General features: G+C 56.4%; 18 protein-coding genes and 3 pseudogenes. 5 read left to right on the forward strand and 16 right to left on the reverse strand.

Features of this window, described 5'->3' with window-relative positions:
* Window positions 1-204: hypothetical protein (locus tag AZH53_RS00005; protein WP_319641507.1), on the reverse strand; the 204-nt coding region annotated here is incomplete at its 3' end.
* A gap of 128 nt (window positions 205-332) precedes the next feature.
* On the reverse strand, window positions 333-746 hold the full coding sequence (locus AZH53_RS00010) for a hypothetical protein (RefSeq protein ID WP_319641508.1): 414 nt from the start codon (window positions 744-746) through the stop codon (window positions 333-335).
* 200 nt (window positions 747-946) lie between these two features.
* Between AZH53_RS00010 and AZH53_RS00015 the strand changes: the two genes are divergently transcribed.
* Window positions 947-1126 carry a hypothetical protein gene (locus tag AZH53_RS00015; RefSeq protein ID WP_319641509.1) on the forward strand — a complete coding sequence of 60 codons (180 nt, stop codon included), beginning with the start codon at window positions 947-949 and terminating at the stop codon, window positions 1124-1126.
* 279 nt (window positions 1127-1405) lie between these two features.
* Here AZH53_RS00015 and AZH53_RS00020 read toward each other — a convergent pair whose 3' ends face one another.
* Window positions 1406-1642: a hypothetical protein gene (locus AZH53_RS00020; RefSeq protein ID WP_319641510.1), complete on the reverse strand. Its 237-nt coding sequence runs from the start codon at window positions 1640-1642 to the stop codon at window positions 1406-1408.
* A 420-nt stretch (window positions 1643-2062) separates the two neighbouring features.
* Between AZH53_RS00020 and AZH53_RS00025 the strand changes: the two genes are divergently transcribed.
* Window positions 2063-2221 (forward strand): hypothetical protein, encoded by a 159-nt coding sequence (locus tag AZH53_RS00025; protein WP_319641511.1) that lies wholly within the window; start codon window positions 2063-2065, stop codon window positions 2219-2221.
* Window positions 2222-2555: 334 nt separating this feature from the next.
* The gene (locus AZH53_RS00030) at window positions 2556-3077 is read left to right on the forward strand and encodes an ATP-grasp domain-containing protein (protein WP_319641512.1); all 522 of its coding nucleotides are present in this window, start codon (window positions 2556-2558) and stop codon (window positions 3075-3077) included.
* A 371-nt stretch (window positions 3078-3448) separates the two neighbouring features.
* Here AZH53_RS00030 and AZH53_RS00035 read toward each other — a convergent pair whose 3' ends face one another.
* The 4 genes from AZH53_RS00035 to AZH53_RS00050 all read right to left on the reverse strand — a co-directional run bounded on the left by AZH53_RS00035 (window position 3449) and on the right by AZH53_RS00050 (window position 5147).
* On the reverse strand, window positions 3449-4060 hold the full coding sequence (locus AZH53_RS00035; RefSeq protein WP_319641513.1) for a hypothetical protein: 612 nt from the start codon (window positions 4058-4060) through the stop codon (window positions 3449-3451).
* Between the two features lie 21 nt (window positions 4061-4081).
* The gene (locus AZH53_RS00040) at window positions 4082-4492 is read right to left on the reverse strand and encodes a hypothetical protein (protein ID WP_319641514.1); all 411 of its coding nucleotides are present in this window, start codon (window positions 4490-4492) and stop codon (window positions 4082-4084) included.
* A gap of 201 nt (window positions 4493-4693) precedes the next feature.
* Window positions 4694-4831 (reverse strand): ferritin family protein, encoded by a 138-nt coding sequence (locus AZH53_RS00045; RefSeq protein WP_319641515.1) that lies wholly within the window; start codon window positions 4829-4831, stop codon window positions 4694-4696.
* A 64-nt stretch (window positions 4832-4895) separates the two neighbouring features.
* Window positions 4896-5147 carry a ferritin family protein gene (locus tag AZH53_RS00050; RefSeq protein WP_319641516.1) on the reverse strand — a complete coding sequence of 84 codons (252 nt, stop codon included), beginning with the start codon at window positions 5145-5147 and terminating at the stop codon, window positions 4896-4898.
* Between the two features lie 511 nt (window positions 5148-5658).
* Between AZH53_RS00050 and AZH53_RS00055 the strand changes: the two genes are divergently transcribed.
* Entirely contained in the window at window positions 5659-6114 is a 456-nt protein-coding gene (locus AZH53_RS00055) for a hypothetical protein (RefSeq protein ID WP_319641517.1), read from the forward strand.
* 335 nt (window positions 6115-6449) lie between these two features.
* On the opposite strand, the gene AZH53_RS11365 is transcribed toward AZH53_RS00055, so the two are convergent.
* The 8 genes and pseudogenes from AZH53_RS11365 to AZH53_RS00095 all read right to left on the reverse strand — a co-directional run.
* Window positions 6450-6512: a MoaD/ThiS family protein gene (locus tag AZH53_RS11365; protein ID WP_406600381.1), complete on the reverse strand. Its 63-nt coding sequence runs from the start codon at window positions 6510-6512 to the stop codon at window positions 6450-6452.
* 5 nt (window positions 6513-6517) lie between these two features.
* Window positions 6518-6742 carry a MoaD/ThiS family protein gene (locus tag AZH53_RS00060; RefSeq protein WP_319641518.1) on the reverse strand — a complete coding sequence of 75 codons (225 nt, stop codon included), beginning with the start codon at window positions 6740-6742 and terminating at the stop codon, window positions 6518-6520.
* Window positions 6743-6832: 90 nt separating this feature from the next.
* On the reverse strand, window positions 6833-7063 hold the full coding sequence (locus tag AZH53_RS11370; RefSeq protein ID WP_406600362.1) for an aldehyde ferredoxin oxidoreductase C-terminal domain-containing protein: 231 nt from the start codon (window positions 7061-7063) through the stop codon (window positions 6833-6835).
* 2 nt (window positions 7064-7065) lie between these two features.
* Window positions 7066-7699, reverse strand: a pseudogene (locus AZH53_RS00075) (aldehyde ferredoxin oxidoreductase C-terminal domain-containing protein).
* Window positions 7696-8028: an aldehyde ferredoxin oxidoreductase C-terminal domain-containing protein gene (locus AZH53_RS00080; RefSeq protein ID WP_319641519.1), complete on the reverse strand. Its 333-nt coding sequence runs from the start codon at window positions 8026-8028 to the stop codon at window positions 7696-7698. Before AZH53_RS00080 ends, AZH53_RS00075 begins: the two are co-directional and overlap by 4 nt.
* A gap of 59 nt (window positions 8029-8087) precedes the next feature.
* A pseudogene (locus tag AZH53_RS00085) lies at window positions 8088-8603 on the reverse strand (aldehyde ferredoxin oxidoreductase N-terminal domain-containing protein); the annotation flags it as partial.
* A 158-nt stretch (window positions 8604-8761) separates the two neighbouring features.
* Window positions 8762-9082 carry a D-alanine--D-alanine ligase family protein gene (locus AZH53_RS00090; RefSeq protein WP_319643608.1) on the reverse strand — a complete coding sequence of 107 codons (321 nt, stop codon included), beginning with the start codon at window positions 9080-9082 and terminating at the stop codon, window positions 8762-8764.
* A 98-nt stretch (window positions 9083-9180) separates the two neighbouring features.
* Window positions 9181-10656: pseudogene (locus AZH53_RS00095) on the reverse strand (methyltransferase domain-containing protein); the annotation flags it as partial.
* A 190-nt stretch (window positions 10657-10846) separates the two neighbouring features.
* Here AZH53_RS00095 and AZH53_RS00100 point away from each other — a divergent pair.
* Complete coding sequence (locus tag AZH53_RS00100; protein WP_319641520.1) at window positions 10847-11467, forward strand: DUF2238 domain-containing protein; 621 nt, start codon at window positions 10847-10849, stop codon at window positions 11465-11467.
* A 147-nt stretch (window positions 11468-11614) separates the two neighbouring features.
* On the opposite strand, the gene AZH53_RS11425 is transcribed toward AZH53_RS00100, so the two are convergent.
* The gene (locus AZH53_RS11425; RefSeq protein ID WP_319641521.1) at window positions 11615-16756 is read right to left on the reverse strand and encodes a PEP/pyruvate-binding domain-containing protein; all 5142 of its coding nucleotides are present in this window, start codon (window positions 16754-16756) and stop codon (window positions 11615-11617) included.
* Window positions 16757-16791: the final 35 nt, after the last annotated feature.

A 16791-nucleotide genomic window follows, 5' to 3' on the forward strand; every position in this document is an offset into this window, starting at 1 on the left:
GGTGAATATCCCGCCGTCCTGACTGACAAGAAGGCATGCGCAGAGAACAGTGAACGCCTCCACCGCAAGCGCATCGCCCCCTGGCGGTATCTGCCTGAAAGTCTGTCCTGTTGGCCGGGAAATCGGGTGCATTTCCGTCGTGAGGATATCGGCATGTACGCGGATAAGGAGCATTTCCCTGCCCATCACCGTGCCTGGAAGCATGTCCGGTCATACGGGGGGAAAAAAGTGATTTTGGCGGGGAAGGCCCTCCCTTCCCCCTCCCCTTCCTCAGTGGGAATGTCTCCTCTTTCGGTCGCGGCAGAGGGGTGGTGAATTTCCGTGAACCGGGGCTACCTGCCCGCCGGCGTATGCTCCTTCACGAGCCGCATCAGCTCCGTGAATAACCGGTCCCTCACATCCTGAACGACGAGTGCCTCGTCCAGGGTCAAAAGACAGCTATCCTGTGTCTGATAGCGTGACGGGGAAACCTGAATGGCATAGGTGTTGGGAGTCTGATCCCAGAACCAGTCGGCACTCCCGAACTGGATATACTCCGGGTCGTTCCTTGCGATCACACGGAGATCCTCGCAGAGAAGATGGCCCCGGCGGCTGTTTTCGATGCAGAATGCCACGTAGGCGATACGGTAGGTTACCCTTCTGACCTGGGTTGCGCCGGGTTGCAGCCGTCTGATAGTGTGGATGTCCTGCGTTCCTGCATGGACAAAATGGCCGTAGCAGCTCTGGAGTGTGTAGCAGGAGGGCACCCGTGAGAAGGCCCGTATGAGGGGCAGCAGCGGAGGGTCGATCTCCCCGTTCCTGATGACTGATGTGAGATCCTCCAGAGCCTTCTCGGGCCCGTGTCGAATCCTGCGAAGGTGATCATGGGGCGGGGAGGGGTGAACGTCTCCATAGGGGGGACAATGATTCTTCTCCGTATAAAGGAGTATGGTGGGGGGGTTCGGAGATGCAGGGACGGGAGAACCGGCAACGCGATGCCTCCCGAAAGGGTCTGCTCTGCTTCATCGGCATCGTATGTCCTTCATCTCCCGGGAGGGCGGGTGGTATGGAGAAGGGGGCCCTGATGGCATCTGGTGCTCAGTCCGACGGCGGCGACTCCCTCTTTCTCCACCAGATCTTCACATGATGAGAGTGTCCGGGGATGGTGTATGTGGTGCCGTCACTTCCCATATGGGCCAGAATATACTGTCGGAGCACGTCCTTCTGGGCCGTGGTGGCTGCAAGGACTGGGGGGCAAAGTACTCCACGGCTGCCTCGGAAGGTCGGGAAGACATAGGTGTGGGGGAAGGGTACGGATTCGACACTGGGGTAAATCCCCATGCTATAGAGCAGGTTGTATATGATGTCGCATTTCGGCGGGCTGGCAAATTCCCTGCCGTGGAGTGCCGGCACAGGGCACATGACATCATCTCCAGGGGGTCAGGCCCGCAAACCAATAGATGGCGAGATAGTCTGACGAGGCTGCAATCATCGTCCCGATGGCATCTTTGATATCCGGCACGTTCAGGGAGTTTCTGGCAAAGACGATGTCATATGGCCCATCCAGATCGGCGGAAACATCCACATCCTCCCAGAGTTTCTGCAGGGTGTCGACGTTTGACACACTTTCGGTCGCTAGGTTCTCCCGGAGTACGGTATACATCCCCCCGATGGTTCGACGGCGGTGACGTGAGCGACCTTCCGGGCAAGCGGGATGGTAATTGACCCCGGTCCTGCCCGATGTCCAGCACGCGGGCAGTGGGGGCCAGAGGAAGGCCGGCGAGAACGGGGTCGACACGGGCATTACGATGCTCCAGTGATTTCCGGTAATAATCACGTGCCGCATCCTCGTTGTCCCAGTAGGCAGCCCTGTCTGTTCCATGCTGGCATCGCGGTACCTGTTCCACTGCCGCTTCCATTTTGTATTCCAGTCTGTCGCATTCAAAGTCATCTCTTCTCCAAATATCCCATCTCAGAGTATTTCCTCCCGCACCGGCTGACAGCTGCAGGCAGATGCGGATGGCCCGGCAAAACCTGCCGTGCACAGCGTACATGGCAGAATGGAGTGTTCGGACAGATAAATGTGGCAGACCCTTCCCGGTGCGACACCGGCAAGCAGTCACCGGCGATGCATCCCATGGGGGCTGAGAAGATGTCCGGGGGCCGGGAGGGTGAATACCGCCTCTTCCGGCATTCTTTTGCCATTCGTCCTGCAAATGAATACAGGACTGATGAGGTTTGATAGTACTGGATGAACCCTATGTATCCCGGTATCTTGTGGACACCATAGTGACGATGGACCTTCCTGTTCTCAGAAATGCAACATCAGTGAGAATGAACACGGACGGACGGATGCGCCTCGTCGACGGAGCTGAAGTAGTGCGGTGCGTACACGAGGGCGATTGCCGGATGTATACCAACTCGGAGCATGCGATAGGATGGATTGCGGAGCATCTGGGCGAAACGGACCTTGCGAAAACCATCGCCCTCTTCAAGGACAAGGCAGCATTTCGAAAACTCATCTCCGGCTGTATCCTACGTTTTTCTTCCGGTCGGTCCCCTTCGGAGAACTGGATATGCTTGATGTTGCGCTCCTCCCGAAACCGTTTGTCATCAAACCGGCGGTTGGCTTCTTCAGTGCGGGTGTGCATGTCGTCCGCACGGACGAGGAATGGACGGACGTCCTTGACGCCATAAAGACGGGTATGGAAGATATCGCTGCAGGCTATCCGCCGGAAGTCTGTGACGCCGGGACCTTCATCATCGAAGAGTATATCGAAGGAACGGAACTTGCGGTGGATGCGTATTTTAATGCGCAGGGTGAACCGGTGGTACTCAATATTCTTGCCCATCTCTTCTCCTCAGTTGATGATGTCGACGACCGGGTCTATCTGACCTCAAGGAAGATTGTTGCGGAGCAGCTTGCGCCGGTAACCCACCTTCTCCGGCGGATTCAGGCACTGATGGGAATCACAAATTTTCCCCTGCATATTGAATTGCGGGTGAATGATGACGGAAAGGTCGTTCCCATCGAGGTGAACCCCTCCGCTTTGCCGGGTGGTGCACGACGGACATTGCGGAATATGCTGGGGCATTAATGTCTACAGGTTCTATTTCGAAGGGATGGTGCCCGACTGGGATCGGTTGCTGCAGGAAGTGGGTGATGATGTGTATGCCCTCTTGGTGGTGCAGCCGCCTGCGGGCACGGTCCGGAGACGATTGCCGGGTTTGATTACGAAACCTTTGTCGCAGGGTTTTCCGAACCGCTTGAATTGCGTCCGGTAGAGTATCCCGGTATCCGGTCTTTGGATTTTTATTCACACGGATGAAAGAGGAGTCCTCTCCGAGGCGGAGGCCTATCTGCGCTCCGATATGCAGGATGTCATCCGCTTCAGGGAGAGGTGATCCTCAGGAAGGAAGAGTGGGAGCGGCGGATTGGGACCGGGCGCCCCGAGTCGCAGCGCCCAGGTCACCTGATCGAATTATTCACGTGGTGTTCTGAATGGGCGAACCGGTGGTCAACGGCTCCGGCCGACCACAGGACGCTTTTTCGCAGCAGATGCCTGCAAAAAAGGAGAAGATAATCAGGTAGAGGGTCAGGACGGCAGTGAAGGCACCGCCGAAATAGTAGATCATCAGGGGGATGAACGGCAGCTTTACCGAACGCATATAGAGAAAGACCCCGAAAATGCGATGCGCATGCCCTTTTCCTGGAAATCGGCAAGCATTGAATACCATACATAGACGGGGCGGTTGCGATGATGCCTGCCACCACTGCAAGAATCCATCCCTTGATACCCGATTCATATCCCAGGTGGCGGGCAATCGCCTGCGGACGAACAAAGAGGTCGATTACGAAGAACAACACGAAGACCAGAACCAGGACCGGGAGAATCTGGAGGATGATCCCGATGAATGTCCGGACGGCTTCACTGAAGACCCCGTAATCCCGGAATGCCAGGATGAGGTAGCATGCAACGGCAATTCCAGAAAGATCATGGGAAACGCCGGTTGCCCCTCCCGCCTTCGGACCGGTGCCGTTGTCTTTCATCCTGTCTCCCTGCGAGGTCTTTTTCTGCATCCGTTCATGCCCCCACCCCTATCAGGATGAGGGTGGCCTGTGTGAGGACGGCGATGATGACGGCAAAGAAAACCCGCAGAGGTTGCGTGTGATTGCAAACCTGCTTCCGAGAGTATTCATCTCGACCGGCAATTGGATGAGGCCCACCGTCACCCAGGCGATGATAAAAGCGGTCACTGCTGTGAGGCTTACGCCGAAATTCAGGAGCTCTCCTCCGATGACGTAGCTCGTGACCGGGTTTCCTGCTGCAATACTGCCGATCGTCGCCCCCGCAAAGGGATCGGCAACAGGGTTTCCGGTAAATACCGTCCCATACATCTCCGGCGGAATGAGTGTCAGTGCAAGGCTGATGAGAAGAATTATGCCGATGATCTGGGGAATTATCTGCAGGAAGGTCCGGTATGTCCTGATAGCACTGCTCTTCACATCCATATATCTGATTGTGTGGTGCCGCGCCAAAATACCTGCCGTGGCGGAGGCAAAGGGTTGCCCGCGTGCGGTTTCGTCCTCCTTCAACGAATGGGTCCGGGGCTGTCGAAACGGCCGTCCGTCTTTGTGGTATGCCTGTCGCGCAGAGACAACCGCCCCCCCTCCGTTGGCAGTTGTCGTTTTTGCGGAAATTAAGCAGTGCGTCTACCAGACTTCAGGGAATGCCATGTTCGTGAATATGTCTTCCAGGCGTGCCTTGTGATGCGACTCCATGTTGGCCAGGTTCGTGAAGATCTGCTTCTGCTGCGGCCCGGTACTCAGCTCGGCCAGTTCCCGGTACATATCGCGTGAGAGTTCCTCTTTTTGATGGCCAGTGCAATACCGTCGGCGGGTTTCATCTCCGTCGTCATCGTCGGAAGTTCGAGGGTTCGGATATCTTGTAGTCCTGTGCCTCGTCGAACTCCAGGGACTTGATCGGTTTTGTCAGGAATTCCTCAAGGGTTTCCCTGTGTTTGCGTTCTTCGTCTGCGAGTTCTCCAAAGATCTTCTTCAGGGTCTCGTCATTTGTGCAGCTTTCGATCTCGCGGTAGAAGGTGTAGGATTCCACCTCTTTTTCAATTGCTCCGGATAATATGCTCCTGTACTCTTCTTTTTTCAATGGTATCACCCCTTTACGAGGATGAGGGAATAGTGCAGGTGATGATATAAAAAATATTACCGGCGTCTACGACGGCTGCTGCACGGGTGGTCAGGCTTTTCTCCTCCCTCCCGTCTGCGCTCTCCTCTCGGGTTGCCGGATGCGACGGTGACGGTGGTTTGGCAATACGGGAATATGGGGCATCACAGAAATCCCCGGAATGGATTGAATCGAAAACTGATGCGTAATTTGGGTTGAAACTCACTTTTGGCCATGTAAATGTGGTGATCTTCCAAATGATCAGGGTATTGTCCGGGAATATGTAAGGGGGGGGATCTCCTGCCCCGATACAGGGATACATGGCTGAGATCAGCGCAATTTGCAATTCGGGGGGGGAGATCAAAAATATCTCAATTCGAACGTATTTTGCCCATCCGGACAAAATTATTGGGTTTTTCCTCAACACTTAATATGGATGGCACAGATAGGTTAGAAGACCGGACCACCCTCCAGGGAATGTTTTTTTATGCACGTGTATTCATCAAATCAGCAGAAAATCGCCGAACGAATCGATCCCGAAACACTCAAATCAAACTGGAAAGACTGGGAGTGGCAAATTGGCCACTCCATCCGTGACATTGACACGGTTGAACGCCTCCTTGGCATTCAGTTCCCGGCTGACCGCCGTGAAGAGCTTGAAGAGACCATTGCACGCTTTCCTCTTTGCATCACGCCATATTATCTCTCCCTCATTGAGGCAGGTGATTATGATAATGATCCTGTCTTCATGCAGGCCTTTCCTTCGATCTCCGAACTCATTGTCGAAGAATACGACCTGCCCGATCCCCTTGCCGAGGATGCGGACAGCCCTGTCCCTGCATCACCCACCGATACATATGGTCGGTCTTCTTCAGGATGGACTCGAGACGAAGGATGGTCGCCCGTATCCCCTCAAGCACGCGGCCGGTCTCAAAATGGGCTTCACTGATGATAAGGCCTGCCTGAATGACGATCGAGAGGGGTTGATCCCAATCCCTTCCTGGAAATGCTCCCTCGCTGGTTTCAGCCGTTTGTTTCATGACATGTGTCTCCCCTGTTTCAATCTCGGCCATGATGGGTTATGGTGGTTCGGCCGTGCCATCGCGACATGGCATGTACACCCGTGGGGTTTTGGTCATGCGCTTTCACCGGATGCCCTCGTCCGTTGGTATCTGGTATGTAACCTCTCATGCTACATAATATTCGGGATATATCCGGGAACGGGATCCCTGAAGCAAGTGAAGGGATAATCTCCGCCAAATGGGGTATATTGGTCCGAAATGCTCATCCACCGGCCACAGGGGGGAAGAGGGCAATGATATCACCGTCTTCGATCACCGTTTCCATTCCATCTAAAAATGAATGTTCCGTCCATTTTTCAGGATATTGACATACTTTTTGAGTTCTCCCGTTTCCGTGAACACCATGTCCCCGAGCCCGGCGTACCTGGTGGTGAGCAGATCCAGCAGCATGCCGACGGTGGTTCCTCCGTTAATGTCGAGGGCAATGGTCGCATCCGCAACCTCGCGAAAGGTTGCGAAGGTTTTGACGGTGATCGATATGGGCTGTTGTGCCATGGTCTTTGATAAGGGCCGGTCTTTCCCCGGATATGGACTGTCCCGGATTTTCAGACCGGCCCGGCTCTCCGCAGGTATTTCCCTTTCTCTTCAGTGTATTGCCAGTTCCTTCAGTTTTTCCGTGGTTGGGACTCCTTTTTCATCCCATCCCCGGAGAGCGTAATATTCCTTCAGGAGTTCGTCACGCTTCCAGACCATTCCTTTCGGGGCCCCCTCCTGGAGGGGTTCTGCCAGAAGCCGCGGAGGGAGGGTATCGGTCTCCATTCCAATCCCGCGATCGAGATTGAAGAGTTTCTGGAGGTTCCAAATCCGCTCGCCCACCTTCATGAGCCTGCGGCATCGAACCGGATGCCGGTCGCGGCGGTCATGAGGTCGGCATAGTCATCGGCATCGAGGGCAAAGGAGGTGAAGAGACACATGCCGCTTGCATCGATTGCCGCTGTGAGGTCCTGGAAGGTCTTCACCCACTCCGGTTTGTTTACGGTCTCGTACGGGTCGAGTTTCTCCGGTGCACCAAGGACTCGGGGGATATCATATACGCGTAGACATGATCGCCTCCCCGGACCGAAGTCGCATAGGCAAGCCCGTGTCCCTGGAGCCCCGCGGATCATATGCCGGAAGCTCCTGTTTTTTCACGCTCATGGAAAGTTCCGGGTGGCCATGGCGTTCGGCAAACCGGTAGGAACCATCCGCAAGCTCTTCCCCGATTCCCTCGCGTGTCGCCATCTGCCTGAGCACGGCGAGCATCCCTTCGGCATCGCCGAACCGGATGGGATGTGTGATATACCCCTTCTCTGCCATCTCCATGAGGCAGGCGATGGTCGCTCCGGCTGAGACTGCATCAAGGCCGTACTCGTTACAGATGTTATTTGCGAGGGTGATCGATTTGAGGTCGTCAATGCCGCAGTCGGGGCCGAATGCCCAGTCCGGTTCGTACTCGGGCCCTTCCCCGGTTATCCCTCGAAATCATGTATTCGTCCGCACTGGACGATACATGCATAACACCCCTTCGGTTTTTTGAATATCGTCTCCTTGATGGTCTCTCCCGACACTTTCTCCGCTCCCTCAAAATGGGCGCTCTGGAAATTATTTGTCGGGAGAATGTAGTTCTCGTTGATGATGTTGACCAGAACAGCGGTTCCGTAGTCATGGAGGGCCTGCGCGATGCCGTCGGCCTCAATCTTTTTCCGTATACGGTCCTTGACAAGATTGAGTTTGTCGTCGTCGGCGACTGCAATCTCCTGCTCGCCCCGTACTGCAAGGGCTTTGAGGTTTTTCGATCCCATGACGGCCCCGCTGCCCCCCTTCCTGCGGCCCGGTACTTTTCATTGATGACGCAGGTGATAAGGGAAAGCTTCTCGCCGGAGGGTCCGATGCAGGCGACCCGTATCTTTTTGTCATCATGTATCTGCTGGATGATGTCCGTCGTCTCACTGGTCGTTTTTCCCCAGATCTCCGCGGCGTCATACAGGGACACCTCTCCGTTGTCCAGGAAGAGGTAGACCGGCCGGGGTGCCTTTCCGGCGATAACCACCGCATCGAATCCCGCCTTCTTCATCTTCCATCCGAAGACACCGCCGCTGTTGGAACTGATGGCGCATCCAGTCAGGGGAGAGAGGGTTGAGATCTCATATCTGCTTCCCAGCGGAATGCCCGTCCCTGTGAGCGGCCCGGAGGCAAAGACAAGGACATTGTCCTCGCTCAGCGGGTCAATATCCGGGAGCACCATGTCGGTCAGGAACCTGATCCCAAACCCTCTCCCGCCGATATAGTCCTCTTTCAATGACGCAGGAGTAGGTTTGACCTTTACCGTCCCCGCTGTCAGATCGATATACGCAATATTGCCTGCATATGCATCCATCACAATCACCAACCTCAACTACAGATTCCTCATATTTAAGGGTATTGTGGGATGGCTCGTTATTTGGCAATCCCTGCTTGAAAAGAGGAATTCGCCCGAATGAGGGGAATATCCGGGGAATCAGATGCATTATTAAGGAAAATACGGTGAAATGGGCTTTAGTCGAGGATTCTGTGTTCGGCACTCTTAAGGATCTTTTCCAGCATTTCCGGATATGATACCCCCGCGAGGGCCGCCATCTTTGCGAGATGACCGTCCCAGCACCACCCGGGATTCGGGTTGACTTCAAGGAGCCGGGGGGTGCCGTTGTGATCGAGACGCCAGTCAAACCGTGCATAGTCCCTGCATTTCAGCCTCCCGAAGAGCTTGAGGCAGCTTGCCACGAGGAACCGCTGCACATCCTCGGAGAGATGAGCCCGTACGGACCTGAGGTTCCAGTACGGGGAGGACGGGTCCCACTTTGCCTCGTAGCCGCAGATCCGCGGTAGGACGAGGGGAGTGCGGAGTAGTCCTCCTCGATGATCGGCAGCACCTCATACATGTCCGGGAGGTTTCCAATGATGCCGACACTGATGTCACTGCCGGAGAGGAACTCCTCGACGAGGATGGAGGTCTCCTGTCCACACCTGGTCCTGACATCCTCGATCGCCTCCTGCAGCTCTTCGATATCTCCACAGACACTCTTCCTGGTAATTCCTACACTGGAATCCCCAAGGTTGGGTTTGACGATAACCGGGAACCTGAGAGGCTGTTCGATGAATGAACTGTCGCCGGGAGTGATCATGAATGCCTTCGGGACCGGGATGTCAAGTTCATGCGCAACACCACGCACAAGGGACTTATCGTAGCAGTAGGCAAGACACTGGGGGTTCCCGCCGGTATACGGGATGTCGAGCATCTCCAGGACGGCCGGAATATGAAGTTCCCTGAGGGGATCGTTGAAATATCCTTCATCACAGAGGTTGAAGATGAAATCCGCCTTCTTACCCTTCTGCTGAAGGGTTTTGATAAGTGTCGCATGGTTGTCTACGTAGGTGAATGAGTAACCATCGCACTTCGAAAGGGCCGATTTAAGCTGCTCGATGGTGTAAAAATCATCCTCGTCAAAGACGCATGACGGACGGACCCTGTCCTTCAGCCGCGGGTCACCCATCACGACGGTCACGCTGCGTTTTGCCTTTGCCACCTGCTTTCTGGACGTCCACTCCTTCCGTACCCGTGCCGTGATGACCAGACGCCTGCCCATCATGCCGAGATCGTGGTTTTTCCGGGATTTCGGGATGATGGTGTCGTGGAAGGTGATGTCGTGGTAGCCGCATGCCCCAAGCATCTCTTCGATGCGTTCCCGGCTATAGAGTCGCTCCGCATAAAACTGGTCCGCAAGCACTCCTTTTCGGACATGAGTGATCACCTCGCGTGAAATGAGTTTTTCGCCGTCCTCCGAGAGGCTTCGTTCACGGCAGACGAAGTAGTTCTGGTCGATCCACTCCCAGCTGCGGGGTTCATAATGTTCCTTCAGCCACGCGCCGTCGGCGATATCCAGGAGGAGTGTTCCTCCCGGCTTTGCCACCCGGAACACTTCTTTGAGGATGCTTTGATCATCTTCATATGATTCGAAATAACCGAAACTGTTGCCGGGGATGAGGACATGGTCGAAGGTGTCGGCCTGAAAGGCAAGTTTTCGTGCATCACCTTCGCGGAAACTGATAGCCAGTCCTTCATTTTTTGCCTGCTTCTTCGCACGGGTGATGAGATAATGGGAGCGATCCAGCCCGGTAACGTCAGAGAATCCCCGTCGTGCAAGCTCGAGCGAGTGCCGTCCCTGTCCGCAGCAGAGATCAAGAATGGTATCGCCGGGACAGAGGTTCAGGGCACTGCAAAAGAGATCGACTTCTTCCGAGGTAATGGAGGTGTCCTCGATCACATCACCATCCGTACGGAGGTAGTTTGCGTTGAAGATCTCCCTCCACCAGTCGGCCCTGACATAGCTCTCCAGGCTTTCAACAGGGCCAATATAACTGGTTATTTTAGAATTAGGCGCAATTTTACTCATTAATTTGCCTTATGAAATGTATGGTACCTCTGTTTACGTAATAAAGCTATCTGCGCCGCCTAAAATTTCATCTTATTAAAGTGTTTTTAGGCGTTCTCTGTGAATTCGCCGCACATGCAGAAGGCATGCGCGCATCGCCGATTCAACCTGAGCCTCCTGTTGTCCCTGTGGATGTCCGCTGGCTGCCGGGGTGCCCCCACATTGCCTGGTCGCCCTCTGGTTTGATATCGGTGCATGGTCAATAGAAGACTATGCCGCACCTGTCCCGTTCACGTTTCGGGGATATATGACGATATTCCTTCAGGTGATGATCATCTTCATAATCATCGACAGTATGATGGTCGGGAACTACTCCTATGTCTTTGGCGGTTTTATTGTTCTTCTCCTCACCATGGTCCCGATGATCATGGAGCGGGAAGTACATATTACAGTCCCGTGGTGGCTGACATTTCTCATCGTTCTCTCCCTCTACATCCATATCGGCGGCCAGTATTTTGACTGGTATACCACACTATACCCGTATTACGACAAAATAGCGCATTTCATATCGGGAACGACCGTCGCGCTCATCGGATTTACTCTGGTGCTCCTCCTCGATCAATACACCGAGAACAACTTCAACCGTCCGGTCATCATCTTCCTGATTGTCATGCTGACGGTAGCAGTCGGCGGGCTCTGGGAGATCTTTGAATATACCGTCGACACATTCCTGGGAATAGAGATGCAGCACGGGCTTGACGATACCATGCTGGATATGATCTTCGTCCTCCTGGGGCGGTCATCGTTGCTGCCCTCGGCAATATCTATCTGAGGAAGATTTCAAAACGGGACCTCTCCCGTCTCTTCCTGGGAAATCCCGACCTTGCGGAGAAGGTCTATGAATGCATTTCAGAACTTCCTGTCCGGCGAAGAAAACAGGAATGAGGTAGAGAGGATTGGGCCACAACCATTCACTGAATCACACCTCATAGGCCATATTGACGAGATTTGCACAAATTACGCGGAGCATGAGCTTTCCCGGCGAGGGGGGAATCCGGCGGGAGAATGCCGCCCACTCCGCTTCGATATGTCGTATAGCCTCGCCGGAACAGTCTTCCAGGGCTCCCGATGCCCGTACAAGATCGATACCTTCCTGGAGGACGACATCCTGCATCCGGAGTTCGGGTGTGCAGAGGATGGCGGTCAACCGGTCGGAGCGATCCCGGTCCAGCAGATCGAGGGCCCGGAGGATGACATAGGTCGGTTTGCCGTTTCTGAGATCCTCGCCAGCCACCTTTCCCCATTTTTCGTCGCCGGAGAAGTTCAGCACATCATCGATGATCTGAAAACCGATTCCCATGGTCCTGCCGAACCGGAGGCAGGCCGCTCTCGTCTCCGGTGTCACGTCCTGCAGGATGCAGGCAAGCTCCGCGACCCCTTCCGTCGCCGATGCCGTCTTGTAGGCGTACATCTGGAGGATCTGCTCGTCGAGGTGCCCCTCCCGCCACGTCGTCAGAGCGGCGGGGGAGAGATTCCTTGACCAGTAGATGTCCTGCCCCTGGCCGAGGTGCGCCCGCAAAGAGGTATTGGTCATCAGCCTGAGCACGTCGTGCTTCTGGTCGGGGGTAAGGTCCGGGCAGGACGATACGATGCTTTGAGGAAAGAAGTAGAGGGTGCTTGCCGCGTTGATGGCAATATCCGTTCCATATCTCTGGTGAATGGTGGTGTCACCCCGCCGGAGCAGCGACTCGTCCTCGATATCATCGATGATGAGAGCCGCCGAATGAAGGAGTTCGGTCATCACGAAGAGTTTCTCCGTCTCTTCGGTGGACCTGACGCCTACCGCATCGGCTATGAGAATGCCGAAGATCGGCCGCCAGTGCTTTCCGCCCCGTGAGAGGAGGTCCCAGACCGGTCGCGAGATGGTCTCGGTAAAGGGAGTGTAATCAAGGATGGGTTGTGTCTCACCGAAGAGAGAGGCGCACCATGCTTCATCGATCTCGCGGGGGAAGAGCTGTTCGAGCCGTTCGTTGATCTTCCCTTCAAATCGTCCGACAAAGTCCGCTACGTCCGCAATGAATCCATAGCCGCAGAGTTCCAGCTGGCCGCGTCCGGATACGCCTTCTTCTCCTATCTTCCCCGTGACACTCCCCGACCCTTCCCAGAGACCGCCGTCCATCCCGATGATCTCGATCTCCTGCTGATCCGTTGCGGGAGAGAAATGCAATATCGCATCGATAGCGGGTATCGCAAACTCCCATTTCACCGGGTAGTGAATGTGAGTCCGCGGGCTCTCCCACGTACGAATGGGGCGTGCCGTTATCCGGGGGTGCCATTCTGCAGTGCCGTCCTCAGAAAAGAGGATGCAAAATGTTGAGACCGTCTCCTTTGACCGGAGGTTTCGCCGGTGCATGAGCATCAGGCAGCGCCCGTCATCCAGCTGTATGCCGCACCAGTCCCAGCCGAGAGGATGGTAACAGGGTCGGCCGTCCGTTTCGATACATCCGGTCTCCTCCTGCTCTGTGAGGAACCATTCAGTCCCGCCGGACTGGTAATCGCACCATGCCTCCCCGGAGACCGGCGCCCCTCCTGCGACACCATTGAGCTTCAGGCGCGGGCAGGTGACATATTCCATGCCGATGGCACCCGACGGCGCGATGGATGAAAGGTCAGTAAACGGGACCTGGGGAATGAGGGCGCATGACATCATCTCCCCGTGGGTCGGGTCATGGAAGGTGATGATGATCTCCTCGTCAAGAAACGTGATTCGGGCGTCGTCCCAAGTCACCGAGAAAGGGGTCTTCTCGGTCTCCATCGTCGTCGGCGGGCAGTTAATGGGGGGATAGAGGCCGTGCTCCTCAATCTCCCTCCTGATGGTGTCACTGACGTACCTGCTCACGCCGAGTCTGTCCGGGAACGTGTCGAGCTGCCTGAGGTACCAGTTGTGCAGCGACGCATCCACCCGCACTTCCCGGTGGTGAACGCCCGTTGCCGCATCGACAACAGAGCAGAGATACATCGCACCAGGGCTCCGTATTGCCTCACCCGACGGACCGGCATCATCCGCAAGCCGGAGTGAAAAGAAACAGATGGTAAAATCCCGCCGGCCAAAATCTTCCCCCTCAAAATAACCCTGTATATACCACCATCGGACAAAGGGGTCGGCATCCCCGGAGAACATCCGGCGGGCCATATCGGCGGCAAGACCGGGTGGTCCGGTCTTCTCCGCAACTATTCTTTCCACCTCATTCCCTGAAAGTCGGCATGCCAAAATATAAGATTTCGGAATGTACGATGTCAAAACAACGAAATGGGATGCAATAGAGAGGTGTCGGTCCCATCCTGCCCGTCGGTTATTCGGTGCAGGGGATGTCCTCCGGTGAAATCCTGTGTATGATCCCGTTTCCTCCGTCCATCTCCACCCACTGGCCGTCTTCAAACCGCTCAGTCGCCCGGGTGACCCCCACGATGCAGGGAATGCCATACTCCCGAGCGATGATCGACCCGTGCTGGAGGAGCCCCCCACCTCAAGGATGACCCCGCCGGCTGTCAGGAAGAGGGGTGTCCACCCCGGGTCCGAGGCGCTGATGACGAGAATATCCCCCGGAAAAACCTCTTTTTCAGTCGGATGGTGAAGCACCCTGACCGGACCGCGGGCGGTTCCGTCGGAGACGCCGTATCCGGAAATCTCTGCCCCGTTATCCTCCCCATCCGTGTTGGGGCGGATGATCCGCCCCGAGGAGTCGATGACCGGTGGGTACCGGCTGACCCGGTTCATCCTGCCGAAGCGTGTCCGGTTTGCGGCAACGGCGGGCTGCATCCGGACCCCGGGATTGTCGAGTGCGGCCTGGATATCTGCAATGGAGAGGCAGAAGACCTCATTTGCATGCCCGATCTGGTTCCTGGATGCGAGAATCTCTCCCGCGGCAAGGGCACGCCTGCGCACCCTTGCGGTGACCATGACGAGGTAATATTTATGATCTTCACGGGTGCCCCCGAAGATGTCGAGCAGGGTCTCCATCCGAACGAAGAGACGTTCCTGCAGCCTGCCTTTTTTCCTGCTGTAGTCACGCAGGAGGCGGCACGCCTCCTCACGGCGGCGGCGCTCGTTCTCAAACCGCTCCGCGGGTCCCTGCCCCCTGAGATCTGCCTCTCTGTAGGTTCGTATCTGGGAAAGGGCAAGGAGCGGGTCGTTGGCGTACCCCGGTGATGCAGGATCGATCTCCCGCGGTCCCCGGAACCCGTATTCTTCCATGAAGTCCGTCCATTCCTTCATGAACTCCTCGGGCATCTCTCCCTGACGAATCCGCTCCGCAAGCATGGTGACGTCGTCGTCGATTTCGCCCCCTGCAAGAAGGGAGAGGCGTGACAGGGAGAGCGCCATCCCTGTCGTCCGGTTATTCGGGAGGGCACGGTCAACCCTGTCGGCAAGCGCCCGGATGTCATCGGGTGCTCCGGCAAACATCCTGCGGACCGTCATGCGGGCGCACTCGGAGTTGATCAGGGTTGCACCGGTCTTCTCCTTCACCCACCAGACGATCAGCCGCCCGGCCTTCTCACAGTACTCACTGAACGGGAGATCCTGCAACTCGAGTTCATCGAGTGACGCAAGGAACTCAGCCTCCGATCTCCTGCACTCACGGGATACCGCCTCAGGGGAGAGAAATCCCCGTCCCGCATGGAGAAGGAGGTCGCGGGACTGCCAGAGGGAGGCCGCCGTCATGCCCCGGAGAAGAGCCGGACGGACGGGATTTTTCCATGCTGCGGGGTCGCAGTCCCGTATGATCGCTGCGGAGGAGGTGTCCAGTCCCCCAAACAGAAGGTCGATCATGCGTGGATGCATGATCCACAGGAGATTGGAGATGTTAAGGTACATCCGTCCCTCCGTCACCTGGGCAATGCCGCAGATTGCATCCCGGCCCGCACAGGAGTTGCCGGTGAGCGACTCTACCGTACAACCCAGAATCCCGTCCATCCATGAAGACCCGAGCGGCGAGAGGGCGCCCTGCATCCCGTGTTCGACGAGTGTCAGGTCAAGGTACATCCGTACCGGCTCCCCTCCGCCGCCGGTCCTCAGGGCTTCCGGCAGCGGCACCATGGTGGTGATGGGGCGGGCTTGGAGGATCATCAAATTGCCGTCCTTTCCTGCCCATTCGACATCGACGGCATCACCGAATACCTCTTCCGCCTTCAGGACGAGGTCACGCAGAACGAAGGGGTCGTATCCATCCAGGCAGAACCGTTCGCTGTGGTAACCGTGACATTCCCTCACTCCGCCGCCGGGACGGGCGAAGCAGGCGATCTCCTTCGCCCCGGTCTTCCGGTCGACGATCGTTGACCCCTGCCGGGTGAGCACTAGTTCATCGGGTGATGTCCGGCCGGTAACGATTGTCTCCCCCAGTCCCCATCCGGCATTGATAACGATCTCCTCCCTGCTGTTGGTGACCGGGTTTGCGGAGAACGCGATGCCGGAGATATCGGCGGGAACCAGTTTCTGGACGATGACCGCCATTGCCGGAGGGCCCGGGTCGCGTCGGTGGGCCCTGTGGTAGGAGAGGACCCGGCCCTCAAATGAAGAGGCAAAGACCCTGCGAATCGCATCCTCGAGCCCGTTCGTCGTCACCCCGATCTCGGTCCGGTAGATGCCCGCAAACGATGCCTCCTGCTCGTCCTCCGCGGGTGACGACGATCGTACCGCCCAGATGCCGGGATCGGTGCCAAGGCGCCGGAGTGCAGACGCCAGCACCTCTCCCTGAAGTGGAGAAAACGCAAGGCCTGTGCAGTGATCCTGCAGTGCCTTCACACCGGATTCCGCGATCGGGGTGCCGGATGCCGCCATGGAGCGCCAGACCTCCGTTGCCATCACCGATGCGGACCATGACGCAAAGAACGCGGTGGTGAGAACACACCCCGGGGGGACGGGAAGCCCTGCCCTGCACAGCTCCAGGAGGGAGAATGCCTTTCCACCAACCTCTTCGATGGCGGCCGACCCCTCGTCACCCGGAAACAGAATCGAGCATCTGGACGAATGTACCCGTGGTTTTCCCGTCGGGAAGTCTACGGGGTGATGGGGTTCCTGTTCCTGCGCTCCGGACGAATCCGCCGCAGGCGTGTGCTCCATAGTACAGAAAATCTCTCTGCCTGATGACTTGAATA

This window comes from Methanovulcanius yangii, from assembly GCF_018687785.1.
Taxonomy (GTDB): domain Archaea; phylum Halobacteriota; class Methanomicrobia; order Methanomicrobiales; family Methanomicrobiaceae; genus Methanovulcanius; species Methanovulcanius yangii.